General features: G+C 44.6%; 21 protein-coding genes and 1 riboswitch. Of the genes, 14 read left to right on the plus strand and 7 right to left on the minus strand.

What is annotated here, in order from left to right:
* Positions 1 to 361 precede the first annotated feature (361 nt).
* The 3 genes from RUMAL_RS08225 to RUMAL_RS20745 are packed head-to-tail and all read left to right on the plus strand — an operon-like array spanning position 362 to position 4403.
* On the plus strand, positions 362 to 1072 hold the full coding sequence (locus RUMAL_RS08225) for a response regulator transcription factor (RefSeq protein ID WP_013498277.1): 711 nt from the start codon (positions 362 to 364) through the stop codon (positions 1070 to 1072).
* Entirely contained in the window at positions 1044 to 3521 is a 2478-nt protein-coding gene (locus RUMAL_RS20740) for a sensor histidine kinase (RefSeq protein WP_050793276.1), read from the plus strand. The genes RUMAL_RS08225 and RUMAL_RS20740 overlap by 29 nt, the downstream gene beginning before the upstream one ends.
* 21 nt (positions 3522 to 3542) lie before the next feature.
* Positions 3543 to 4403 carry a M15 family metallopeptidase gene (locus tag RUMAL_RS20745; protein ID WP_013498279.1) on the plus strand — a complete coding sequence of 287 codons (861 nt, stop codon included), beginning with the start codon at positions 3543 to 3545 and terminating at the stop codon, positions 4401 to 4403.
* A gap of 95 nt (positions 4404 to 4498) precedes the next feature.
* Here the strand turns inward: RUMAL_RS20745 and RUMAL_RS08240 are convergent, their stop codons facing one another.
* From RUMAL_RS08240 to RUMAL_RS08250, 3 genes are read right to left on the minus strand one after another with little or no spacing between them, the layout of a single operon-like run.
* Entirely contained in the window at positions 4499 to 5677 is a 1179-nt protein-coding gene (locus RUMAL_RS08240) for an iron-containing alcohol dehydrogenase (protein WP_013498280.1), read from the minus strand.
* Positions 5678 to 5695: 18 nt separating this feature from the next.
* Positions 5696 to 6457: an SDR family NAD(P)-dependent oxidoreductase gene (locus tag RUMAL_RS08245; protein ID WP_013498281.1), complete on the minus strand. Its 762-nt coding sequence runs from the start codon at positions 6455 to 6457 to the stop codon at positions 5696 to 5698.
* Positions 6457 to 7470: an NAD-dependent epimerase/dehydratase family protein gene (locus RUMAL_RS08250; RefSeq protein WP_013498282.1), complete on the minus strand. Its 1014-nt coding sequence runs from the start codon at positions 7468 to 7470 to the stop codon at positions 6457 to 6459. Before RUMAL_RS08250 ends, RUMAL_RS08245 begins: the two co-directional genes overlap by 1 nt.
* A 237-nt stretch (positions 7471 to 7707) precedes the next feature.
* A riboswitch (FMN riboswitch) is annotated at positions 7708 to 7827 on the plus strand.
* 86 nt (positions 7828 to 7913) lie between these two features.
* Here RUMAL_RS08250 and ribD point away from each other — a divergent pair.
* From ribD to ribH, 4 genes are read left to right on the plus strand one after another with little or no spacing between them, the layout of a single operon-like run.
* Positions 7914 to 9023, plus strand: coding sequence for a bifunctional diaminohydroxyphosphoribosylaminopyrimidine deaminase/5-amino-6-(5-phosphoribosylamino)uracil reductase RibD (gene ribD / locus RUMAL_RS08255; RefSeq protein ID WP_013498283.1), 1110 nt, complete (start codon positions 7914 to 7916; stop codon positions 9021 to 9023).
* Positions 9008 to 9652: a riboflavin synthase gene (ribE, locus tag RUMAL_RS08260; protein WP_013498284.1), complete on the plus strand. Its 645-nt coding sequence runs from the start codon at positions 9008 to 9010 to the stop codon at positions 9650 to 9652. Before ribD ends, ribE begins: the two co-directional genes overlap by 16 nt.
* A gap of 11 nt (positions 9653 to 9663) precedes the next feature.
* Complete coding sequence (locus tag RUMAL_RS08265) at positions 9664 to 10863, plus strand: bifunctional 3,4-dihydroxy-2-butanone-4-phosphate synthase/GTP cyclohydrolase II (protein ID WP_013498285.1); 1200 nt, start codon at positions 9664 to 9666, stop codon at positions 10861 to 10863.
* A gap of 23 nt (positions 10864 to 10886) precedes the next feature.
* Positions 10887 to 11351: a 6,7-dimethyl-8-ribityllumazine synthase gene (gene ribH / locus RUMAL_RS08270; protein WP_013498286.1), complete on the plus strand. Its 465-nt coding sequence runs from the start codon at positions 10887 to 10889 to the stop codon at positions 11349 to 11351.
* A 95-nt stretch (positions 11352 to 11446) separates the two neighbouring features.
* Here the strand turns inward: ribH and RUMAL_RS22695 are convergent, their stop codons facing one another.
* On the minus strand, positions 11447 to 11581 hold the full coding sequence (locus RUMAL_RS22695) for a hypothetical protein (RefSeq protein ID WP_272868074.1): 135 nt from the start codon (positions 11579 to 11581) through the stop codon (positions 11447 to 11449).
* Positions 11582 to 11843: 262 nt separating this feature from the next.
* Between RUMAL_RS22695 and pyrE the strand changes: the two genes are divergently transcribed.
* Together pyrE and RUMAL_RS08280 are read left to right on the plus strand one after the other, a co-directional pair.
* On the plus strand, positions 11844 to 12503 hold the full coding sequence (gene pyrE, locus RUMAL_RS08275; RefSeq protein ID WP_013498288.1) for an orotate phosphoribosyltransferase: 660 nt from the start codon (positions 11844 to 11846) through the stop codon (positions 12501 to 12503).
* Position 12504: 1 nt separating this feature from the next.
* A complete protein-coding gene (locus tag RUMAL_RS08280; protein ID WP_013498289.1) occupies positions 12505 to 13248 on the plus strand; it encodes a DUF4261 domain-containing protein in 744 nt (247 codons plus the stop codon).
* 314 nt (positions 13249 to 13562) lie between these two features.
* On the opposite strand, the gene RUMAL_RS22145 is transcribed toward RUMAL_RS08280, so the two are convergent.
* A complete protein-coding gene (locus RUMAL_RS22145) occupies positions 13563 to 13715 on the minus strand; it encodes a hypothetical protein (protein ID WP_013498290.1) in 153 nt (50 codons plus the stop codon).
* Positions 13716 to 13970: 255 nt separating this feature from the next.
* Between RUMAL_RS22145 and spoIIP the strand changes: the two genes are divergently transcribed.
* Positions 13971 to 15098 carry a stage II sporulation protein P gene (gene spoIIP, locus RUMAL_RS08285; RefSeq protein ID WP_013498291.1) on the plus strand — a complete coding sequence of 376 codons (1128 nt, stop codon included), beginning with the start codon at positions 13971 to 13973 and terminating at the stop codon, positions 15096 to 15098.
* Between the two features lie 234 nt (positions 15099 to 15332).
* A complete protein-coding gene (locus RUMAL_RS08290) occupies positions 15333 to 16181 on the plus strand; it encodes a helix-turn-helix domain-containing protein (protein WP_013498292.1) in 849 nt (282 codons plus the stop codon).
* 302 nt (positions 16182 to 16483) lie between these two features.
* On the opposite strand, the gene RUMAL_RS08295 is transcribed toward RUMAL_RS08290, so the two are convergent.
* Together RUMAL_RS08295 and RUMAL_RS08300 are read right to left on the minus strand one after the other, a co-directional pair.
* Positions 16484 to 17485 carry a cadherin-like beta sandwich domain-containing protein gene (locus RUMAL_RS08295; protein WP_013498293.1) on the minus strand — a complete coding sequence of 334 codons (1002 nt, stop codon included), beginning with the start codon at positions 17483 to 17485 and terminating at the stop codon, positions 16484 to 16486.
* Between the two features lie 70 nt (positions 17486 to 17555).
* Entirely contained in the window at positions 17556 to 18440 is an 885-nt protein-coding gene (locus RUMAL_RS08300; RefSeq protein ID WP_013498294.1) for a polysaccharide deacetylase family protein, read from the minus strand.
* A 188-nt stretch (positions 18441 to 18628) separates the two neighbouring features.
* Here RUMAL_RS08300 and RUMAL_RS08305 point away from each other — a divergent pair, with 188 nt between their 5' ends.
* The 3 genes from RUMAL_RS08305 (at position 18629) to pepT (ending at position 23454) form a co-directional block, all read left to right on the plus strand.
* Positions 18629 to 20743: a methyl-accepting chemotaxis protein gene (locus tag RUMAL_RS08305; RefSeq protein WP_013498295.1), complete on the plus strand. Its 2115-nt coding sequence runs from the start codon at positions 18629 to 18631 to the stop codon at positions 20741 to 20743.
* Between the two features lie 29 nt (positions 20744 to 20772).
* Positions 20773 to 21849: a 6-phosphofructokinase gene (locus tag RUMAL_RS08310; protein ID WP_013498296.1), complete on the plus strand. Its 1077-nt coding sequence runs from the start codon at positions 20773 to 20775 to the stop codon at positions 21847 to 21849.
* A gap of 378 nt (positions 21850 to 22227) precedes the next feature.
* Positions 22228 to 23454, plus strand: coding sequence for a peptidase T (gene pepT / locus RUMAL_RS08315; RefSeq protein ID WP_013498297.1), 1227 nt, complete (start codon positions 22228 to 22230; stop codon positions 23452 to 23454).
* Positions 23455 to 23497 lie beyond the last annotated feature (43 nt).

Raw genomic sequence — 23497 nt, forward strand, 5'->3', positions numbered from 1 at the left:
TGAATCGGATAGCTCTTTTTTTTATTGTCATATTTGCAAAGGTCTGTGCTATTATGATCCGCCTCTTAAAAACATAATTTCAGTTAATGATTATCATATTACGATGTTTATGTAAGTATTCTAACTGATTATTGCAAGTGTTAAAGGATTCATGTATTGAAAACCGGTTTATAAAATAATTGTACGAATAGCAAGTGAAGTTGCATTTTTGATCAAAATGTGATATGCTAAATACCGGTGAAGTTTTATTCATCGGTATTTAGCATGACTGTAAGAATTAAGTTAATCTTAAGAATTACATTCAACTTAAATTAAGAATGATGTATTATCATATGATCATACAAGGAAAGGACATAACGTTATGGATTATATCACAGCAACTATTCTTGTAGTAGACGATGACAGGGACATCGTGGCAGCCATCGCGAAGCTGCTGGAGCTTGAAGGGTATAAAACTGTCAGGGCATATGACGGTATCGAAGCACTGGAGAAGCTTTCGGAGAACGACATACAGCTTATACTGATAGACGTGATGATGCCGAGGTTGGACGGCTTATCGGCTATAATGAAGATACGCGACAAGCGGAATATCCCGATAATAGTATTATCAGCAAAATCCGAGGATACAGATAAAATACTCGGACTTTCAATGGGTGCTGACGACTATATCACAAAGCCCTATAATCCCATGGAGCTTACCGCCCGTGTGAAGAGCAGCCTGCGAAGATATATGCAGCTTGGTGATATAGGCAGTATAAACAAAACGGACGTTATAAAAATAGGCGGTCTTGAACTTGATAAAGGTGCAAAATCCATTACGGTGGACGGCGAACCGGTCAAGCTGACAGCTACGGAATTGAAGATACTTGAACTGCTTATGGAGAACGCTGGTCATGTATTTTCGGCAGAGGAGATATACCGCAGGGTGTGGAATGAGGACGCTTACGCGGTGGAGAACACAGTAATGGTACATATAAGGCATATTCGGGAGAAAATAGAGATCGACCCGAAGGAGCCGAGATATCTGAAAGTGGTGTGGGGCATTGGGTACAAGATCGAAAAAAATATCTAAGTTTTTTCCGAAGGCTGTCAGGGTGACGGCGTTCATCACGGCTTGTGTGGCGGCGGGTATAGCGCTGTTCGGTGAGATGGATGTGAGCCGCATTAAAGACAGGATATTCGAAATGGGCGGAGATATGCGAGGAAATCTGGAATATCCCGAGATATATCGCACCGAACTGAAAAATATGTATGAACAGCTTTGCATACTTGGCGTGTGCGAACTTGCGAATATGGACGAAAACGGTAAATACATAGGTAATAAAAACGTACAGTCCGATCTTTTGTACTATTTTGATTTCAACGAATACCGCTACAAAAAGACAGGCGAGGGCATAGTGCCATATTCAGATATATTCGACTACTATGTTTCCTATACTGTTCCCGAAAAAATGGCGGATGAAGTCCTGACCGATGATGAAACGACAGCAGAGGAGGAAAGGGCTGAGAGGACGGTAACACATTTTGTCACGAATATATCGGAGGATATCATAAATGATAAAATGACCGAACAGGAGCGTATAAATGCGCTGACTTCAAATAAATACGGATATATCCTGCGCTCGGGAGATGTGATATCATCGAGTATGGTATCATCTGGGGTGATGGACAATTACAGTTATCAGGTAGCGGAGAAGAACGGAAAACTCAGGGATGTGAATGAATCCTATCCCGATAACTATCTGCCTATGGGCGGCTGGTACAGTGATAATTACGGAAGGCACGTTTTCAGTTTCTGCAATGATTCGCCGATAAAGTTTTATGAATATCCCGAAAATACCGAGGAAGGATTTACGGCAAGGCGTGAATGGGTGGATATAGAGTCAAACACAGCAGAAGGTTCCGGTATATATTATTCTACTCTGCCTATATGCGATATGCCCGACTATAAAGCGACATCAGGGGATACCGAGGGGCTGACGGTATATATTGAACCGGAGGATTATTATTTCCATTCGATATACAGGGAGTACGAGGATCTGTTTAGCGAGTATCTCGAAACAAGATCGTTATCTTTGCAGTGCGGCATACTGGCACTGTTGCTTATAGTTTATCTTATCGCGGGGGCTGTTGTGAGAGGGCTGGCAGGAGAGCATGAAAGTTCCTTTGCTGATAAGCTGCCATTTGAACTGTACATTGGGGCATGGCTGCTGATACTTATGGGGACAGCAGTGATGGGTCATATGTATTGGGGTATGGTCTACTCCGCTGATGAACGGGCAGGGGACTCGGCTTACTGGTATCTGACATACGGTGCGATATTTGCGGTTATGACAGGTATAGCTGTACACAGCATCATTCACGTTATAAAGCTGATATCACAGGGAAGATGCAGGAGGAGTTTTGCACTTCCAAAGCTTATGAAAAAGCTCAGTGAGAGATACCGCACCACTTCACTTTACGAGACACGGAGAAACAGACCTGCGGGAAGCGGTCTTATGAGGCGCTCGGTGAGAAGCCTTGTGGCATTTCTTGCGGCGACGTTAATGCTTCCAAGCTCACTTTATGGAAGCAAAGATGCTTTACAGATAGCTGCCGCTGTTGTATGCGTGGCGGCATCGGTATACTTTATATATTCACAGATAAGGGCGATACTTCTTGCCCGTGACCTTACTAAACTGGACAGGCGTATCACGGAACTAAACCGAAACACGCCCTTTGAGGTAGAGATATCCCCTCTTTCGGAGCTGAGCAGACCTTCGGATATGCTGAAAAATATATCCGATACCGTCAGTGATGCGGTGGAGGAACAAATAAAGTCCGAGAGAATGAAGATCGAACTGGTGGCGAATGTATCACACGACCTGAAAACGCCCCTGACTTCCATAATAAGCTACATCGACCTGCTGAAAAAGACGGAGCTTGACGATGAGGCTATGGGCTATGTTCAGATACTGGATAAGAAATCACAGAAGCTTAAAAGCATAGTTGCCGATGTTTTCAGCCTGGCAAAGGCGACAAGCGGCATAGATGTAAATATGGAGGAATTAGATTTTGTAAGGCTTTTTAATCAGTGTCTGGCAGATGCAGATGATAAGATAAACGAAAGCGGAAAAGTAGTCAAGCTGTCAGTGACAGCAGATACCGCACCTGTTATGGGTGACGGAAACAAGCTTTACCGCGTACTGCAGAACATCATAGACAATGCGCTTAAATATTCTATGGACGGTTCACGTATTTTCATGGAACTTAAACGCACTGAAGATGACGTAGTTCTGTCTGTCAAGAATACGTCATCATATCCTATTGAATTTACCGCGGACGAGATAACAGAAAGATTTGTCCGCGGGGATAAGTCGAGGACGGACGGCGGCAGCGGGCTTGGACTTTCGATAGCGAAAAGCTTTACGGAAGCCTGCGGCGGACATTTTGATATAGAACTTGAAGGAGATATGTTCAAGGCTGTTATGACGATGCCTCTGATAAAAAAAGAACAGGCAGAAGAAAAAGAGATAATATAAAACAGAAACGGAGACATCATTATGAAAAAAAGAAGATCGGCTCTAACACCATTTATTGCAGTCCTGATAATTGTACTTGTTTTAATGGCGGTGTTTGTAGTTTTCATCAAGCATGACAAATTAAACGTTGCAGGTCAGGTCACAGCGCTTTTCCGCGGCAGAGTTGAGTATCATCCTGAAGAGATATCCGATGACGGACTTGAGTTGAGGACAGTGGATGTAGAGGATGTTAAAGTAGGTACTGCCATGATGCTGATAAACAAAGATCACCCTCTTGGTGAGTATTTTGAACCTTCTATATGCGAATATAAGGATTCCGGTGTGATGATGTCAACAGATTCAGTGGACAGCTATGCGGCTCTTTCTAAAGCGGTTATGGATAACTGCGGAGAACCGCTGTACGTGATGTCATCATACCGCACACCTGAGGAACAGCAGGAACTGTATGAAGATCAGGGCAGCAGCGAGGCTATGCCGCCCCACTGTTCGGAGCATGAAACGGGTCTGGCACAGGATCTGTATTTCAGCGGGTTTGCGGGCAAGAATATCAACGATTGTCCTGCGGGAAAATACCTCACGGAACACGCTCACGAGTATGGCTTTATCGTGAGATACCCATCTTTCGGCAGAATGGTGACCGGTATAAACTACGAACCCTGGCATTTCAGGTATGTGGGTCAGCCTCATGCGAAGATAATTACAGATAACAGGCTTACTCTTGAAGAATATATCGACGGTTTGGAATACGGCAGCTTTTACGAATATGAAGATTATATAATATCCAGGCAGAAAGGAGACAGCCTTCTTATACCTCAGAATTACACCTGCGATATATCATATGACAACTGCGGTGGTTATATCCTGACAGCAAAAAAGAAATGAACATGAATATACATAAAACAACACCCGACAGAGCAAAACACTCTGTCGGGTGTTGGTATTGGGGGAGATTCCGTAAAAGGAATTGGGAAAGCTAATTAAAGTGATGCCTTTGCAGCGATCCTGTAGATCTGTGAAACATCCTCGGATGACAGATGAACAAAACCGCCGGTTCGGCCGTCACCAAGCCCGAACTTTTCTGTGAGTGCGGGAATATCTTCTTCCTTAGCACCGAGTTCTGCAAAGTTTATAGGCATACCGATGTCATGCAGGAACCTGCGGAATGCTTTGATGCCTGCAAGTGCTGTATTCTCTGGATTCTCAAAATCCATTTTGCATCCGAATACTCTTACTGCCATCTGACAGAAGCGCATGATATTATGCTTGTAAACAAACTCCATCCATGCAGGCATAATAACGGCCAGACCTGCACCGTGAGCGCAGTCATACAGTGCTGAAAGCTCGTGCTCAATGCCGTGGCTGTTCCAGTCCTGCTCTCTGCCAACGCCTACAATATTATTATGAGCCACCATACCTGCCCACATGATATTTGCTCTTGCTTCGTAATTATTGGGGTCTGCTATAACTCTGGGAGTTTCCTTCACCATGGTCATGAGCACAGCCTCACAAAGGCGGTCGGTTATCTCGACCTCTGTAGTATTGGTGAAATATCTTTCAAAAACGTGTGCCATGATATCGGTGGCACCGCAGGCAGTCTGATAAGCTGGGAGAGTCTGGGTCAGTGCGGGGTCCATTACAGAGAACTTAGGACGCAGTGCGTCAGAGCCTGCACCTCTTTTGAGCATACCGTCTTCTTTAGTGATAACTGAATCACCTGAGCCCTCACTGCCAGCTGCAGCTATAGTAAGTACTGTGCCGACAGGGAGCGCTTTTTCGATGTGCTTTCCACTGTAGAAATCCCAGAAATCACCGTCGTATGGAACACCAGCTGCTATTGCCTTTGAGGAATCTATAACAGAACCGCCTCCGACAGCGAGGATAAAGTCAATGTTTTCCTTGCGGCAAAGCTCTATGCCCTTATATACAAGACCGTCGCGGGGATTGGGCTGAACACCGCCCAGTTCGCAGTAAGCTATACCGTTGCTCTCCAGAGACTTTTTAACTCTGTCAAGTAATCCCGATTTTTTTGCAGAGCTTCCGCCGTAGTGTATGAGGACCTTGTTTCCGCCGTGTTTTTTTACGTATGTTCCGCATTCATTTTCTCTGTCTTTTCCGAATACAAATTCTGTGGGGCTGTAAAAATTGAAATTATTCATATTAATCCTCCTAAGTTATCAAAGTCCTATCGAGCCGGTATAAACTGGTATCTCATTTTCTGCCTTAATAACAGCTTCTTCAAGAGTCATACCATAGAAATTACAGGCTGCCAGATTTCTGCCGGACTTTTTATCATCAATGAACGCTCCTACTACAACACCCGGGATCGCACTGTCAGGATCATTTGGCGCATGGGAACCACCGAGATCAGTTCTGCACCAGCCCGGATCGGTAATGTTTATGCAGATATCTGTACCGTTGAATTTCGATGCCAGATCCATCGTTACCTTGTCGAGTGCAGCCTTGCTAGCACTGTATCCTGCCTGTTCGGGTTCAAGACGTATACCGCTTGTGGTATTTACTATACGTCCGAAGCCTGTTTCTTTCATCTTTGAAAGAAAATGATAAGTTATCATCATAGGGGCTATGGTATTTATCTTAAAACTCTCCTCATAATCCGAAGCGGGAGTAGTAAGGTACTCTGTCCTGTATGCAACCTGAATGCCTGCATTGTTCAGAACGATATCAACTGTTATACCCAAAGCATCTATATCGGCAAGCATTTTTTCTACCTGTGCCAAGTCAGAAAATTCTGCTCCTACTGCATAAGCCTGAACACCAAGTGCTTTAGCCTCTGCAACCACTTTTTCACAGTGTGCTGCTGTTCTTCCCTGAAGGATCAGATTGCAGCCGTGCTTTGCCATAAATATAGCTGCTCTGTATCCTATACCCCTTGCTGCGCCGGTTATAAATGCCCAGCGTCCTTTTACATCAACCATTAAATATTCTCCTTTGCCTTTTCGATAGCAGCTATGACCTTATCACACCACAGGTCAAAATCCTTGTCTTCATTCTGGTATTCAGGATGAGCAAGGATATTCTGCACTGTTTTCCTTATTCCTTCGGCTGCGCTGATCTCAGCTTTAAAATCGGGTACTACTGATCTCAGCTTTGAGTTATCGAATATTACAGAATTTGCCTTGTCACCGATAAGGCTGCCCGTAAGATCGTACTGTCTTCCCATATCAGCAAGCGTCTTAGATGAAACATAATAAGGCTTCAGTTCAACTCCCAGCGTATCAGCGATAGCTTTGTATATGCTGTTCCAGCTGACACTTTCATCGGAAGTGATATGATAAGCCTGACCGATAGTTTCCTTTTTGCCTATAAGTCCTACGAATCCTTTGGCGAAATCGCTGTTGTGAGTTATCGTCCACAGGGATGAACCGTCACCATGTATAATTACAGGCTTACCGTCCATTATACGTCTGACTACCTGCCAGCTGCCGCCTGTTCCATGTACTCCGAGAGGTACGCTGCGTTCATCATAGGTGTGGCTGGGACGTACTATAGTAACAGGGAAACCGTCCTTGCGGTATCTTTCCAGAAGATATTCCTCGCAGGCTTTCTTGTTTCTTGAATATTCCCAGTAAGGATTTTCAAGGGGAGTTTCCTCGGTTATGAGATAGCCCTGAGGCGGTTTCTGATATGCCGATGCTGAGCTTATGTAGATATACTGTTTGGTCTTTCCGCAAAAAAGTCTGAAATCTCTTTCAACCTGTGACGGAACAAATCCGATGAACTCAGCTACACAGTCAAATTCCATATCCTTGATCTTTTCAGCAGTTTCTTCCTCATTACTGATATCAGCTGTTATGAAATTGATATTACCCTGAAATCCTGTGTTCCTGTTTCCTCTGTTGAGCAGATATACCTCATTATCGCCTGACAAAAGCAGTTTTGTGATCGCCATACTGATGGTTCCCGTACCGCCGATAAGCAAAATTCTCATGTTGTACCTCCTTAACGGGTCTGTTGTATTCGTGTTAATATAATAACAAATCTTTTCTCGCTTTTCAACGGTCTGATCGAACATTTATAGATTTTTACAATTTTTGAATCCAATAATGATATTTTTATCCGAAAACAGGCGTTCAAACGTATGCTGATGCGTATTGGATCTGTCTGTTTTATTGTGTATGAATATTATAATAACTATTGACAACAGCGAAATGCTGTGATATAATATATTTGTCTTCGGGGCAGGGTGAGATTCCTGACCGGCAGTTATAGCCTGCGAGCCGCATTCAGCGGTTGATCCGGTGTGATCCCGGAGCCGACGGTATAGTCCGGATGGTAGAAGATGACAACGCTTAAAAAGTGTTATACCATTTTTGTCTATTTAAGCCCCCGTAGTATACGGGGGCTTTTTATATTATTGAAAGGAGCATCATCATGGGGCATGAAGACTTTATGCGTGAGGCACTGGCACTCGCGGAAAAGGGTATGGGTCATGTTTCACCGAATCCTATGGTCGGTGCTGTCATAGTGCGTGACGGTAATATTATCGCTTCGGGATATCATAAAAGGTACGGCGACCTCCATGCCGAACGGAGTGCTTTTGCGGAATGTGATGCAAAGGACATAGATTGCAGAGGGGCGGATATGTATGTCACCCTGGAGCCCTGCTGTCATCACGGAAAGCAGCCGCCCTGCACCGATGCGGTGATCGAACACGGTATAAAACGTGTGTTTGTTGGCTCTTCCGACCCTAATCCTCTTGTTGCAGGCAAGGGAACGGCTATACTTCGAGAGCACGGTATAGAAGTCACGGAGGGCGTGCTGAAAGATGAATGCGACCGCCTGAATGAGATATTCTTCAAGTTTATCACGACAGGTCTGCCATTTGTTACCCTGAAATATGCCATGACCCTTGACGGTAAGATCGCCTGCTATACAGGCAAATCTCAGTGGATAACAGGTGAGACGGCACGAAAGCACGTACACCGCGAAAGACTGCATCATGCGGCGATAATGGTGGGCGTTGGTACGGTGCTGGCTGATGACCCTATGCTTACCTGCCGCATCAAGAACGTCAGAGATCCTTTGAGGATAATATGTGATACTCATCTGCGCACACCTCTTGACAGCAATATCGTGCGTACATCGGAAAAAGTTCCGACGCTGATAGTCTGCGGTGATGCGGACAGCGGCCGTATCGGTGAGTATGAGAAACGCGGCTGTAAGGTGCTGAGTTTGCCTGATAAAAATGGAAGTACCGATCTTTCGGCACTTATGGCATATCTCGGAAAAGAAAAGATAGACAGTGTGCTTATCGAGGGCGGCGGAATGCTGGGCTGGTCTGCGTTGGAAAGCGGGATAGTCGATAAGGTGATGGCTTATGTTGCACCTAAGATATTCGGCGGAAGTAACGCGAAAACTCCTGTCGGCGGACAGGGCGTGGCTGTGCCCGATGATGCATTCATGCTGGAAGACCGCAGGATAACCGAACTTGACGGCGATATACTTATAGAAGGACGGGTGAAGAAATGTTCACAGGACTGATTGAGGAAACAGGCACTGTATGCGAGGTCTGCCGAAACGGAAATGCATCTTTTATACGCATAGCCGCTGAGAAAGTCCTTGAGGGGACTAAAGTCGGTGACAGTATCGCAGTAAACGGCGTGTGCCTGACCGTCACAGAGCACGACGGCAAGATCTTCAGGGCTGATGTTATGAACGAGACTCTTAGCCGATCTTCTCTTGGAACACTGAAACAGGGAAGCAAGGTGGATCTTGAAAGGGCGATGTCGGCGGAGGGTCGTTTCGGCGGGCATATAGTTTCGGGTCATATCGATGGTACGGGCACTGTCAGCAATATCAAGCAGGACGGCATCGCTGTTAGGTATACCATATCGGCGGACGAAAAACTGCTGAGGTATATAGTCGAAAAAGGCTCTGTAACATTGGACGGCATAAGTCTTACTGTTGCTGCGGTGACTGATACGGACTTTACTGTATCCGTGATACCTCATACTGCCGAGCAGACTATACTGCCGTATAAAAAAGTAGGGGATATAATAAATATCGAAACGGATATCATAGGAAAATACGTGGAAAAGCTGCTGCGTCCGGCGGAGCCGAAAAAAAGCGGCGTGACCATGGAGCAGCTTATGAAGAACGGATTTATCTGAGGAGTGGGTATATGTTTGAATATAATACTATTGAAGAAGCGCTTGAATCTCTGCGAAACGGTGAAGTGATACTCGTCACCGACAATGAGGACAGAGAGAACGAAGGCGATATGATATGCGCGGCACAGTTCGCGACCACAGAGAATGTGAACTTCATGGCTGCACACGCTAAAGGTCTTATCTGTATGCCAGTCAGCGAAGCTATCTGCCGCAGGCTGCATCTGCCCCAGATGGTGGATTACAATACCGATAATCATTCCACTGCGTTTACTGTGTCCATAGACCATGTGGATACGACTACAGGCATATCTGCGGAGGAAAGGGGTTATACCGCAAGAGCCCTTGCAGACCCCGGTTCAAAGCCCGAGGACTTCCGTAGACCCGGGCATATGTTCCCGCTGACAGCCAAGAAAAACGGTGTTCTTGAACGTGAGGGACATACCGAGGCTACCGTTGACCTGATGAGACTTGCAGGACTGGAAGAATGCGGTCTCTGCTGTGAGATAATGCGCGACGACGGCACCATGATGCGTACAGAGGAACTTCAGGAAAAGGCTAAGGAATGGGGCATGAAGTTCATAACGATCGCACAGCTGAAAGAGTACCGCAAGGTACACGATAAGCTTGTGGAGCGTGTGGCTGATACCAAGCTGCCCACCAAGTACGGCAATTTCCGAGCAATAGGCTTTATCAACAAGCTGAATGGCGAGCACCATGTGGCACTTGTAAAAGGCGATATCAGAAACGGCGAGGATATACTCTGCCGTGTACATTCCGAGTGCCTGACAGGTGATGCTTTCGGTTCGCTGAAATGCGACTGCGGACAGCAGTTTGCGGCGGCTATGACCGAGATAGAGAATGAGGGCAGGGGTATACTGCTTTATATGCGTCAGGAGGGCAGAGGTATAGGTCTTATAAACAAACTGCGTGCCTATGAACTTCAGGACAACGGTATGGATACCCTTGAAGCTAACTTAGCACTTGGCTTCCCCGGAGATATGAGAGAATACTACATCGGCGCACAGATACTCCGTGATCTGGGCTGTAAGACTCTCAGACTTCTCACCAATAACCCCGATAAGATATACGGTCTGAGCGGTTTCGGTATTGAGATAAAGGAACGTGTACCGATCCAGATGTCTGCCACCGCATACGATCTGTTCTACTTAAAGACAAAACGTGATAAAATGGGTCATATTCTTGACTACTGATAAATTTATAAGGAGCTGTTATTATGAACACTTTTGAAGGAAAACTTATCCCCGAGAACGTGCGAGTTGGTATCGTAGTTGCACGTTTCAATGAATTCATCACATCAAAACTGCTGGGCGGCGCTGTTGATACTCTTGTACGTCACGGCATATCTGAGGACGCTATCGACACCGCATGGGTGCCAGGGGCTTTTGAGATACCTCTTATTGCAAAGAAAATGGCTGATTCCGGCAAGTATGACGCTGTTATCTGCCTTGGTGCGATAATCAGGGGCAGCACTTCTCACTATGACCTTGTATGCAACGAGGCTGCAAAGGGCATCGCACAGACTTCTATTGAAAGCGGCATACCCGTTATGTTCGGTGTTATAACCACCGAGAATATCGAGCAGGCTATCGAGCGTGCAGGCTCAAAAGCAGGCAACAAGGGCAGTGAGTGTGCAGAAGGCGCCATAGAGATGATAAACCTCATAAGGTCTATCGGATGATGATATCTTGATCGTCATTTGTCCAGATAAATAAATTAAGCCCCGAAGCGATAAGTCAATATCGCTCCGGGGCTTTGTTAATGGTATACTATTTATCAAAGAAATATCTCATGAAGCCTGAATATAACGAAATCTCCTACTTCAAGCGTAAGAGGAGGATGTGTTTTTATGAATCGTTCTCTTGCGGCTATATATTCTTCGATCTCTTCTCTTATAAGTATTATCAACATACTACTGAACGATGATCCCGTTTACGGTCATATCCTACTCTACCTTATTATGCCTGTTTTTGAAATAATTATATCATAGCTTATATGGGCTGTCAATGAAAGTATCAAACGAAAAGCAATACTCGGTGCAGACCGGATCGAGAGCGTATTATAATGTAATATCGGGAAAGATCTGATTTTTAATATAAAGTGCTTGATATTGGTTCTGTTTTGTGTTATAATGAAATAGTTAAAAATACCTTATCTGAAAGGAATGTGTTTTATGACTTACAAAGAAGAATTTATCAGGTTCATGGTTGACAGCGGAGTGCTGACTTTCGGTGAATTCACACTTAAAAGCGGCAGAAAGGCTCCTTACTTCATCAACTGCGGCAATTACAAGACAGGCGCACAGCTTGCAAAGCTGGGCGAGTACTATGCCGAGTGTATAAAGGACAACGATATTCCCGTTGAAACTCTGTTCGGACCTGCTTACAAGGGTATACCGCTGGCAGTATCTGCAGTAGTTGCTCTCAGCAATAAGTTCGGCTATGATGTATCCTACTGCTTCGACAGAAAGGAAGCAAAGGATCACGGTGAGGGCGGTATGTTCGTCGGCAAGAAGCTGACAGACGGCGAAAAGGTAGTTATCATCGACGATGTTATGACTTCCGGCAAGGCACTGGGTGAATCCATGCCCAAGCTGAAGAGTGCCGCTGATGTAAATGTAACCGGTATGGTCATTACTGTTGACCGTATGGAAAAGGCTCTTGATACAGATTTTTCAGCAGTTCAGCAGGCGTATAAGGACTTTGGCGTGAAGGTATACTCCATCGTAAATATCAACGATATCATCAAGGCTATCGAGGACGGTGTTGTTGAGGGTAAGGAGTATCTTGACGCTATGCGCGCTTACCGTGCGCAGTATGGTGCGGAGTACTGATATGATAGGAAATAAATTTTTACTCGGTTTCATGCTTCTGCGTGAAGCTGAATGGGATCAGGAAGCTTTTTTCAGCAGACTGAAAGATAAATGGGGTATCGAGCCTGAGGATCTTGATACTAAAGATGATGATAAGATCTTTGTGTTCAATACAGACGGATATCTTGTTTCCCTTGCATTTTATCCCTCACCTATACCCGATGGTGAAGCCGAGCAGAATGCGGCTTTCAATTTCCTCTGGCACGATGCACAGCAGGAGGTCGCAAAGCATACCGCTCAGATAGTAGTTAGCGTCGGCAACGGAATGGATACTATGGAACGTGCTAAGCTCTTTGTAAAGGTGTGCGAAAGCTGTATCGATGATAATACCATAGGCATTTACACAAACGGTACGGTCTATGCTCCTGATTTCTATCAGAAAAACGCTGAGGTAATGAAGTCCGATGCCCTTCCTCTGCTGGACTTTGTCTGGCTGGGTCTTTCCAATGCCGAGGGAAAACTCCGCGGATATACCATGGGTATGGAAAACTTCAAGAAGCTTGAGATGGAATTTCTTGATTACAGCGGACAGCCCCATGAATTTCTGAGTTTTATGCTGGCTATAGTCAGCTATATTATAGAGGGCGATGTTATACTGAATGACGGTGAGACCATAGGCTTCACTGAGGATCAGAAGCTGAAGATCACACTTTCGGATGGTATCGAATTTGATGACAGGAAGACTATTAAGATCCATTGTAATTGATGGTAACATACCTTTGTAAACAGAATAGTTACATTTTGAAATCATTTGTAATATAAATGTAGCTATATGTAATACCTTTGTTCTTGTAAAAATGACCTCTTTGTTCTATAATATTCATTGTAGAACAAAGAAAGAAAAGAATGAACACTAAGAAATTACTCTTAGCTCGTTTCATCCTCTCCAAAATTTTTACACAAGCAGGAGGCAGTCAACAGACTGCCTTTTTGTTTTATATACATAAAAATACGGTCGGAGCAAAACGCTGCCGACCGATCTTCATATTTACGAAAACAGTATAACAAGTCTGACCTTTATCAGATCCCGCACTCGTCATAATCCTTCCACTTTTCGTAGTGTTCTTTTTCCTCAAAGTATCTGTATACTATATACGCAGTTGATCCTACGACCAGCAGCAGTGCGCTCATCAAAGCCCAGAAAGACTTTTTCTCTGAATATTTCTTAGACATCGTATGCACGTCCTTTCTGAATAATGGAATAAACGATTTTGAACCTCTCCGTTTCATCTTAGGAATATTGAGTAAATTCTTATCGTTTAATATATTATACTACATTCACAAAGTAAAGTCAAGTATTTCACGTAATTTTCAGCATAAAGTATACATTTTCGAGGAGATATGCAATCATTCGGCAGTTGTGTAGTTGTTTACATAGTTCAATGTATAAAACAGCCTGTCCCGAATATATATTACTGAGGTGGTTATATGGGACTTAAAACAGTTTGCAGACGGGCACTGTTTTGTATATTCACAGTGTTTGTCCTTCCGATGTGTATATTCAGTGCAGCAAAGCATTCACAGTATCTTTCAGATATCGCAGAGGGATCTTCGGAACTGCTAATGATAAGACGCGGCAGAAAAGAAATATGCAGGGATGAAATTCTTCCGGGAACGGAGATCTCTACTCAAAGCTATTGGGATATAGCACTTGCAGAAAATGACAGCGAGCCTGTGGCTGATGGTACTGCAGTCCCAAGTCCGTTACATTCTGAAGATGTAGACGGTATGATCCCTTATCCTGCTGACCTTACAGACCATGACGGCGCTATAGAAAAATACACCTATCAGCGCAGTGACGAACCGTCTTTCTTCAATATTTTCGGCGGCGGACAGGTACGAAACTGCACTTTGTATGATAATAATGAACTTATTGCGCTCAGCAGGCAGGGACTTCCTTTTGATATTGATTATCCTGAAGGCCAGCCCGTCATACTGATCTATCACACCCATGCTACCGAAAGCTTTGAACTTGAGGATAAGGACTGGTACGACAGAGATTTTAACGGGAAGACAACCGAACGTGACAAGAACATCATCTCCGTGGGGGACAGGATATGTGAGCAGCTTGATAAAGCCGGCATACCCTACATACATGATACCCTTGTCCACGATTATCCAAGCTATGATAATGCCTATTATTCAAGCCGAGATGCGGTGCAGAAGATACTTGCGGAGTATCCTTCCATTAAAGTCTGTCTTGATATCCACCGCGACGGCATCGAGCGCAGTGACGGAACACGCATCGCCCCCGTAGCCGAGATAAACGGAAAAGAAGCGGCGCAGATAATGATAATATCCTGTGCTGATGACGGAAGCGGTAATATCCCGGATTTCAGGGAGAATTTCAGTTTTGCCTGTGTACTGCAATCAAAAATAGAAAACCGCTTTCAAGGTCTGACCCGCCCTGTGCTTTTTGACACAAGGTTCTACAATCAGGATCTTTCAAGCGGTTCACTGCTGATAGAAGTGGGCAGCCACGGCAACACCCTTGCACAGGCGCAGTATTCGGGGGAGCTTGTTGGCAGGGCGTTGGCAGATTTATTTTCTGAGTGAAATATGATAATCCCGCTGGTTCACACAATAAATTGTTGGTATATCTGACCTTGAAATACTTGTAGGAGATAATAATATCAACACGATGTTTCCTTATTAAATAGCCCTTTTAATTGTGCGATAAAGAGCAACCTCCGAAATAAAATGCTCAAAAAGTCAAGACAAAACAAAAGATATGTGTTATAATATGACCATAGTAACGTTACTGGTATTTTATAACAGGGAGGTGCCGATATGACAGCTGAAAGCAAAGAGAGTTTTGAACACGGTTTTACAACATTCGTTACAGCACTGGATTATATAGAATCCCATCTGTGCGAGGATATCTCGCAGGAGGATATCGCAGCAGCCTGCTTTGTTTCTCTGTCCTCGCTGCAGAAAATGTGGAGATACTGTACCCATTTCAGCCTGAAAGACTATATCTCAAAGCGAAAGCTGACCCTTGCGGGACGCTTGCTACAGTCAGAGGAAGTTTCTGTCCTTGATGCTGCCATGAGATTCGGCTACAACTCCCATGAGGTATTCACCCGCGCATTCAAGAAGGTGTGGGGGATATCACCCTCGAAGTTCAAAAAACAATGGAAAGGTGACTGCGGGCTTTATCCGCCCCTGAACCCGGAGTATATCGAAAGGAATGATCTTATGAGAGTTAAGAAATATGATATCAGTGAGTTCTATGATTATCTCAGAACACAGACAGGAACTTTTGTTCTTTGCTTCGACATTCAGAATCTTATGGTAATAAATCACGACCTCGGTAGTGAAGCAGGCGATAAGGCAATACTTGAAGCTTTCCGCCGTATCAATGAAGCAGCTGAGGATAATATGATCTGTCTGCGTCTGGGCGGGGATGAATTTGCGATGATAACCGAAAGCAGCGATCCCGATGTTGTAACAGTACTTGCAGAAAAGGTTCTTTCTCAGAACGGTGCAGAGGTCCCCTACAGCGGCGGAAAAGTCAGCGTATCTGTTCGCTGTGGCGCTATCAGGATAGGTGAACACCTGAAATATTCCGTACTATGCAATGATTTCAATGCCGTTATGGAAAAAGCACGTACTACAGGCAAGATAGAATTTATTTAAAAGAATGACAGCTGATACAGTAAGAGTGCGCAGTATGAAATTGTACTGCGCACTCTTGTTATCAAAATATTTATAATTATGATCATCCCGCTGATACAGTATATCAATTGGTGTTATATCGGAACATGAAATACTTGGCGGTTAAGATAACATCAACATGATATTTCATTGTTATATATCACTTTGTAGTGATGTGTTAATGGTATAGTCGGGTTTATAATTAATGCTATATGTATTCATGCCGTTATTTCACATCAACTGAAATAGTCTATACAGCACAGGAAAAAAAGATGAATGTAAAATCATTTCTTTTTGCGTTTCCCGATCTTCATTGTCCAGTTTAAAACAATAAAGAGTGCTACTATCAGGGTCACGAGTATGATAGCAAGCGCGGGATTAAGAAACTTCTTGTATTTATCCTCGGTGTTTTTTTTGTTTTCAGCATTGTTTTTTCCGGTGTTACTTGCATTATTATTGCCCTCGGCACGGATTACTTTAACTGTATATACATTTTCCGTACCGTCCTCTGCTGTTACGGTAGCAGTGAGGATGTTTTCACCGTATTCTAGTTTGCTCCCTCCGTTGAAAGACACGGTGTCTGAAAATGCAGCGGCTGTTGCGGATAATTCTGCTGACTCGCATGAACTGTCTGCATTTACGGTATACTCAAATACATCGTATGAGAAATCCGGAGAAAGTGCGCCTGCACTGCATGAAAGGCTGATCAGATATCCTTGTACAACAGGTGCAGCAGTCGATGGCGTTTCGGAGGTCTGCTGTATGTCACTATCGTCTGAAGGTGCTTCGGTTACAACAGGCGCTGAAGAAGTATCGTCAGTTTCCCGGGAAATATCCTGCTGTGGTTCTTCGCTGCTATCGTCAGCTTCACCTGATGCATCAACATGGACGGATGTGCTTGAATCAGGCTGCTCCAGAACGTCACCGTCATTTGAGAAAACATATCCGTTGGTCAGTGAGATATTGCAGTCACCCTCACCAACAGCAGAAAAGGTGAGTACACAATTGATAAAACTGTTATCCTCGTCGGGAACTGAATATACAGTTATCAGACCACCGCCGCCTATTGCATCTCCGTCAACAAATTCGATGACATTTTCATCGTATTCAAGAGATGAATTAAGATAACCTATATTCCTGTCAGAGTCTATCCTAATAGTCACGGTGAAGGTATCACCAACGGATGGTGAGCCGTTCACTGTCAGCGTGTCTGTAGTATCCGCGTGTGCAGTAAGAGGTATCATGGATGCAGCAGCAAGTGCTATGATGAATGATCTGATTTTCATTTTATCGTCTCCTTTTTATGATAATATATCACCACTATTATACTACATTGGTGCGCTGCGGTCAACCTTTTTAAAAGTCTTTCAGCATATTTTTCATGAAGGAAGATGTATCTGTAAGTCCTGAACGGTTATATCTGTTTAATCTGTATAGACACTCGCTGTTGCCCTTTGTTATGTAATTAGGCTTTTCCTCTACACCCATAGTAGCTTCAAAGCCCAGTGATCTTATGGTTTTCTCTGCTTCTTCACAGGTAAAGCCGTATGGATAAGTAAATACATTAGGTCGGAAACTGCAGTATTTTTCAAGCAGCATCTGCATACCATCTATATCGCTTATCAGCGCGTGACGATAGCTTTCCTCGGTCTCGTCTGATCTTTTCAGTATCCCGCGTCTTTCATCAAGACAGTGCATATTACTGCTGTGATTGCAGAATTCATATCTTCCGCTTTCTCTCATTTCGTTAATATCATTCCAGCTGAGGTATGAATATTTTGCAGATGGTCTTTCCCCGCTTTCCGAAGCATTGATAGTATACTCCCCCACAACAGATATAACAGCCTTGATATCCTCTCTTTTAAGAAGCCCGAAAAGATATTCACGGTTGTTGTAAAAACCGTCATCGAATGTCAGTATTACCGGCTTGTCAGGAAGTTCGCCGTTATAGTTCACGTATCTTATCAGATCGTTTACAAAAACAGGTGTAAAGTTATTTTCCTTGAGATAGGCTATATCGCTCTCTATCTGATCCAGACTGACTACATATTCGCTGCATCTGTCGTTATCCAGTGTAATGCTGTGGTACATTATTATCGGCACCGGAATGCCATGCTGTTCGGTGTTATCCTGTTGCATTTCTCTTGATGCGAATGATCTTGTCACCTGTGTACATATCACTATTATCATGGGAAGAAGTATAAAAAGCAATAGTTTATTAAGCTTGATAGTCCTGAACATAAGATCGCCTCCATGTCAACTGTTATATATTTTTGATGCTTGTTTTAGTATATATGCCGTATCCTCAAAAAAAATTCAAAAAATTGAAAATTAACTCTTGAAAAATTTGTGCAAATATGATATACTTTTATTTAGTTAAAATGGGAATTTAAGCATTTTGATAAACTTTTTAACGGGAGGATCAAGATATGAAATCGATCAGTTCAAAATTGATGTTAATAATGTTCGTGGCTGCGATGGTGATCATATCAGTTCTCGATGTTGTTGCCATTACTGCTATAAGCAAGACAACTAAGGATACACTGATGAGTTCTGCTAAACCGCTGTCGGTTCAGGGCTCAAAGAGGTTTGACGCTTCTGTTCAGCAGCTTGTAACTGATGTTTCCAGATCGGTCAGATCAGCAAATTTCAGTAATGCCTCCGGCGAAAAGGAAATGGCTGAGATCCTTAAAAGTAATTTTCCTGAAAATGTCAGGGATAATATCACCTGCGCAGTGATGGGTGATGCCGGACAGACCCTTTATAGTGCTAATGAATCCCTTTCAGCGGTCATCAAACGTGATGATATAGACAAGGCAGTTCAGTCCAATGAGCCGTTTATCAGTGATATTTACGTTGCTGACAGCGGCAAGGGCAGAAAGCAGTATTTCTATATACTGCAGTCTGTGTTCAAGGACGGTAAATATCTGGCTGCTGCTGCCATAGTTGATTCTGATGTGCTCAGTGACGTTTTTGTAAACTCAGCTGTCGGAAGCAATGGTTTCGTAATGCTGGTTGACAAAGGTTCAAATATACTGATGCATACTCAGCATGACCTTGGTATAAAGCGCTTCAATCCTGTAGATGAAGCAGCAGGAAATGACAGCTATGATAATTTTGCTGAGGCGATCAAAACTGTTTCTGAGGGCAGAGAGGACTCCGGTGAATTCACTCTTGACGGAAAGCACTATGTATTCGGTTCAGATGCTTCAGACTATTTCAATGCAAATCTTGTCTATGCCATGACTCCCGAGGATTTTGGAGATGCTACTACTGATACTTTCAGGAGCATAGTAATACTCGGTCTGATACTGCTGACCTTCACTATCATAAGCTCCATGTTCTTCTCCAGGCGTCTTTCAAAGCCTATCGTTTCTGCGACCGCACGTATACGTGAACTTGCACAGGGCAATCTTTCTTCCCCTGTTGATGTATGGTATTCCAAGGATGAACTGGGTGTACTTACATCTTCACTTGAAGAAACGATAGTATGTCTGAGACAGTATATAAACCTTATAACTGTATCCCTGAACCAGATATCGGAGGGCAATCTTTGTCACCGTATGGAAGGCACTTTCAAGGGTGATTTCCAGCAGATCAAGACCACTTTCAATGATATACTCAACTCTCTGTCTGATACATTCGCATCTATAAATAATGCGGCAGAGCAGGTTAATACAGGCGCTGTACAGGTGTCAAATTCAGCGCAGTCAGTTTCACAGGGTTCGACCCAGCAGGCATCGGCTATAGAGGAGCTTTCCGCTACTCTGAAGGATGTTGCAAAGCAGGTAGAGCGTAATGCAAACGATGCGAAGAATGCTAATACCATAGTTACCAGAAATGCTGATGCTATCGGCAGCTGCAACGATGATATGACGAATATGCTAGGTGCGATAAATGAGATCAGGATATCTTCAGAGGAGATATCCAAGATAATCAAGGTAATAGACGAGATCGCTTTCCAGACCAATATACTGGCACTAAATGCTGCAGTAGAAGCCGCGCGTGAGGGTTCAAAGGGATTCGGTGTCGTAGCTGACGAAGTAAGAAGGCTTGCATCCCGTTCCGCAGAAGCCGCAAAACAGACAGCTTCACTTATCGAGAATTCATCGGCTGCTGTTTCTAAAGGCTCTGAGATAGCAGAAAAGACTGCAGAATCTCTTGGAAGCATAGTACATGGTTCTGAGGAGATACAGTCGCTGGTTAAGAATATTTCCGAAGCTTCCGAAACACAGACTGAAGCTATCGCACAGATCAACACAGGACTTGTACAGATATCCTCTGTCGTTTCTGCAAATACTTCCGCTTCGGTAGGTACTGCATCTGCCAGTGAGGAGCTTTCCAGCCAGTCACTCATACTCAAGAACATGATCGCAAGATTCAAACTGGGCGAGGATACCAAACCTACCAGCGGTGTGATGAAGTATGATTATTCTGTTCCCGAAGAAGATTCTTCCTTACTGAAAAACAGAGTACTCCAGATCACAAATATGGGTATGGATGATGAAGACGGTTTTACAGACGATATCGACGATAAGTATTGATAAAAGATAGAGAAAGGATCTGATCATAAATGAAGAGAAGGATAGGCATACTCACCAGCGGCGGAGATTGTCCCGGACTCAACGCTACAATCAGAGGCGTTGCCAAAGCGTGTTATGAAAAATTCGGTGAGGATGTTGAGATAATTGGTATACATGACGGTTACTACGGGCTTATAAACGGTCTGTGCAAGGAAATGAATCAGTCTGATTTCTCGGGAATACTCACTACGGGCGGCACTATCTTTGGTACAAAGAGAACTCCGTTCAAGATGATGCAGGTAATTGAAGATGATAAGGTCGATAAGGTAAAGGCTATGAAAGCCACTTATAAAAAGCAGAAGCTGGATTGCCTGTTAACTCTTGGTGGAAACGGCACCCATAAGACCGCCAATCTGCTGTCAAGTGAGGGACTTAACGTTATCGGTCTGCCTAAGACAATAGATAACGATATCTGGGGCACCAGCGTAACTTTCGGCTTTCATACAGCAGTTGATACAGCAACAGATGTAATCGATAGACTTCACTCCACCGCCAACTCCCACGGCCGTATACTTGTGGCAGAGATAATGGGCAACAAGGCGGGCTGGCTGACACTTTATTCGGGTATAGCAGGCGGTGCTGATATGATAGTTATCCCCGAGATACCCTACGATATCGAAAAGCTTGCTGCAGCCTGCGAACGCCGTGATTCCAAGGGATTTTCCATTATGGCTGTAGCTGAGGGCGCTTTCGATAAGGAAGAAGCCAAGATGAAGAAGAAGGAGAGAGCTAAACTCCGTGCTGAACAGGGCATAACCACTGCCACCGCACGTATCGCCAAGCAGATAGAGGAAATGACAGGCAGAGAGACCAGAGTGTGTATACCCGGTCATATGCTCCGCGGCGGTAGCCCATCAGCTTACGACAGAGTACTCGCCACAAAGTTCGGCGTACACGCGGCTGAACTCGTAGCCAAGGAAAAGTACGGCTACGCAGTGGCTATGATAAAGGAAGTAGTATCCGAGAATAAGCTTGAAGACGTTGCAGGCAAAACAAAGTTCGTCCCCGAGGACGACCAGATGGTAAAATACGCCAAAGCACTGGGCGTATCGTTTGGAGATAAGTAACAATCAACTGTAACCTGCCAAAGAAGAGAGCTTTTGGTCAAGCTTTTCGCGAAAAGCTTGCGGGAGTTTGAGGGCAGAGCCCTCAATCACCAAGGCGCAAAACCAAAATGCAAAGCGAACTGTAAGAGCAAAACAAACTACCGACCCAAAAGGCGCGGCAATAATAAAAAATCGAGCGTGGACAAACGACCGTCCACGCTCAAACTATCCGCGTAGATTATTGCCGCGCCCGCCGTCAAACAGCGTAAGCGTCTTTGACGGCTCGACCCGAGGTCGCTGCCGACGCAGTCGCAGCTGAGGGGCGAAAAATTTCCTCTTTGGCAGTTTAGCAAGCTTGCATTTGCACCGCAGTTCGTTGGTTAATAATGGAGGATATATATGACAGAAGTTATAGAAAGATTTTTAAGATACGTAAAGATAGATACGCAGTCCGATGAGGACGCGGATACACAGCCCAGCACTGCAAAGCAGTTCGACCTGGCAAGACTGCTGTATAAGGAACTATGCGATATGGGTGCGGAAGATGTGTACCTCGATGAGTCGTATTGCTACGTATATGCTCGTATTCCTGCCAATGACGGTGGTATGCGTTCGCATACGCTGGGATTCATTTCGCATATTGACACTTCACCCGAAGCATCGGGGGAGAACGTAAAACCACGTATCATCGAAAACTACGACGGCGGTGATATCACACTCAACGAGGAACAGGGGATAGTGCTGAAGACCTCTGTCTTCCCAGAGATAAAGGATTATATCGGTCAGTCGCTGATAGTCACTGACGGCACGACTCTGCTTGGTGCTGACGACAAGGCAGGTGTAGCCGAGATTATGACAATGGCTCACCGCCTGCTTACCGATGACAGCATCAAGCACGGCGATATAGCCATAGCTTTCACCCCCGATGAGGAGATAGGCGCAGGTACTGATAATTTCGACCTTAAAAGGTTCGGGGCTGACTATGCCTACACCGTTGACGGCGGTGGTATCGGCGAGCTTGAATACGAGACCTTCAATGCGGCATCTGCTGATATAACTGTGCAGGGCGTGAATGTGCATACGGGTGAAGCCAAGAACAAGATGATAAACGCCGCACGTATCGCGGCAGAGTTTGACAGCCTTCTGCCCCCCGAACAGAAACCCGAATTCACCGAGGGCAGGGAAGGGTTCTTCCACCTCATGAACATCGAGGGCAGCACCGAAAGCGCGTCACTTTCATACCTTATCCGCGACCACGACAGGGTGAAGTTTGAAGCGAAAAAAGCCCTTATCACGAAGCTTGCGGATATCCTGAACCTGAGATACGGCGAGGGCACCGTCACCGCCGAGGTCAAGGATACCTACTACAATATGCGCGAGAAGATAGAGCCCGATTTCATGTTCCTTGTGGAGAATGTTTCCGACTGCATGAAAAAGCTGGGGGTCGAACCGAAGATACAGCCTATCCGCGGCGGCACCGACGGTTCAAGCCTTTCATTCAAGGGTCTGCCCTGCCCGAATATTTGCACAGGGGGACACAACTACCACGGCAGATACGAATACTGCTGTGTTGAGTCTATGGAAAAGATATGTGAACTTCTGGTCATGCTGACCGAGAACGTATAAACAGCAAAAAGGCACTTTCCACAGCAGGGAAGTGCCTTTGATG

It is taken from the genome of Ruminococcus albus 7 = DSM 20455 (genome assembly GCF_000179635.2).
Classification (GTDB): domain Bacteria; phylum Bacillota; class Clostridia; order Oscillospirales; family Ruminococcaceae; genus Hominimerdicola; species Hominimerdicola alba.

Bases quoted from the DNA above. Each gene is read 5' to 3' on its own strand.
- RUMAL_RS20745 (WP_013498279.1), top strand. From the start codon at position 3,543: ATGAAAAAAAGAAGATCGGCTCTAACACCATTTATTGCAGTCCTGATA.
- ribD (WP_013498283.1), top strand. From the start codon at position 7,914: ATGGGGCATGAAGACTTTATGCGTGAGGCACTGGCACTCGCGGAAAAG.
- RUMAL_RS08250 (WP_013498282.1), bottom strand. From the start codon at position 7,470: ATGAGAATTTTGCTTATCGGCGGTACGGGAACCATCAGTATGGCGATC.
- RUMAL_RS22695 (WP_272868074.1), bottom strand. From the start codon at position 11,581: ATGTTGATAATACTTATAAGAGAAGAGATCGAAGAATATATAGCCGCA.
- RUMAL_RS08240 (WP_013498280.1), bottom strand. From the start codon at position 5,677: ATGAATAATTTCAATTTTTACAGCCCCACAGAATTTGTATTCGGAAAA.
- pepT (WP_013498297.1), top strand. From the start codon at position 22,228: ATGACAGAAGTTATAGAAAGATTTTTAAGATACGTAAAGATAGATACG.
- spoIIP (WP_013498291.1), top strand. From the start codon at position 13,971: ATGGGACTTAAAACAGTTTGCAGACGGGCACTGTTTTGTATATTCACA.
- ribE (WP_013498284.1), top strand. From the start codon at position 9,008: ATGTTCACAGGACTGATTGAGGAAACAGGCACTGTATGCGAGGTCTGC.
- RUMAL_RS08225 (WP_013498277.1), top strand. From the start codon at position 362: ATGGATTATATCACAGCAACTATTCTTGTAGTAGACGATGACAGGGAC.
- ribH (WP_013498286.1), top strand. From the start codon at position 10,887: ATGAACACTTTTGAAGGAAAACTTATCCCCGAGAACGTGCGAGTTGGT.
- RUMAL_RS08280 (WP_013498289.1), top strand. From the start codon at position 12,505: ATGATAGGAAATAAATTTTTACTCGGTTTCATGCTTCTGCGTGAAGCT.
- RUMAL_RS08265 (WP_013498285.1), top strand. From the start codon at position 9,664: ATGTTTGAATATAATACTATTGAAGAAGCGCTTGAATCTCTGCGAAAC.
- pyrE (WP_013498288.1), top strand. From the start codon at position 11,844: ATGACTTACAAAGAAGAATTTATCAGGTTCATGGTTGACAGCGGAGTG.
- RUMAL_RS08305 (WP_013498295.1), top strand. From the start codon at position 18,629: ATGAAATCGATCAGTTCAAAATTGATGTTAATAATGTTCGTGGCTGCG.
- RUMAL_RS08290 (WP_013498292.1), top strand. From the start codon at position 15,333: ATGACAGCTGAAAGCAAAGAGAGTTTTGAACACGGTTTTACAACATTC.
- RUMAL_RS08300 (WP_013498294.1), bottom strand. From the start codon at position 18,440: ATGTTCAGGACTATCAAGCTTAATAAACTATTGCTTTTTATACTTCTT.
- RUMAL_RS22145 (WP_013498290.1), bottom strand. From the start codon at position 13,715: ATGTCTAAGAAATATTCAGAGAAAAAGTCTTTCTGGGCTTTGATGAGC.
- RUMAL_RS08310 (WP_013498296.1), top strand. From the start codon at position 20,773: ATGAAGAGAAGGATAGGCATACTCACCAGCGGCGGAGATTGTCCCGGA.
- RUMAL_RS08245 (WP_013498281.1), bottom strand. From the start codon at position 6,457: ATGGTTGATGTAAAAGGACGCTGGGCATTTATAACCGGCGCAGCAAGG.
- RUMAL_RS08295 (WP_013498293.1), bottom strand. From the start codon at position 17,485: ATGAAAATCAGATCATTCATCATAGCACTTGCTGCTGCATCCATGATA.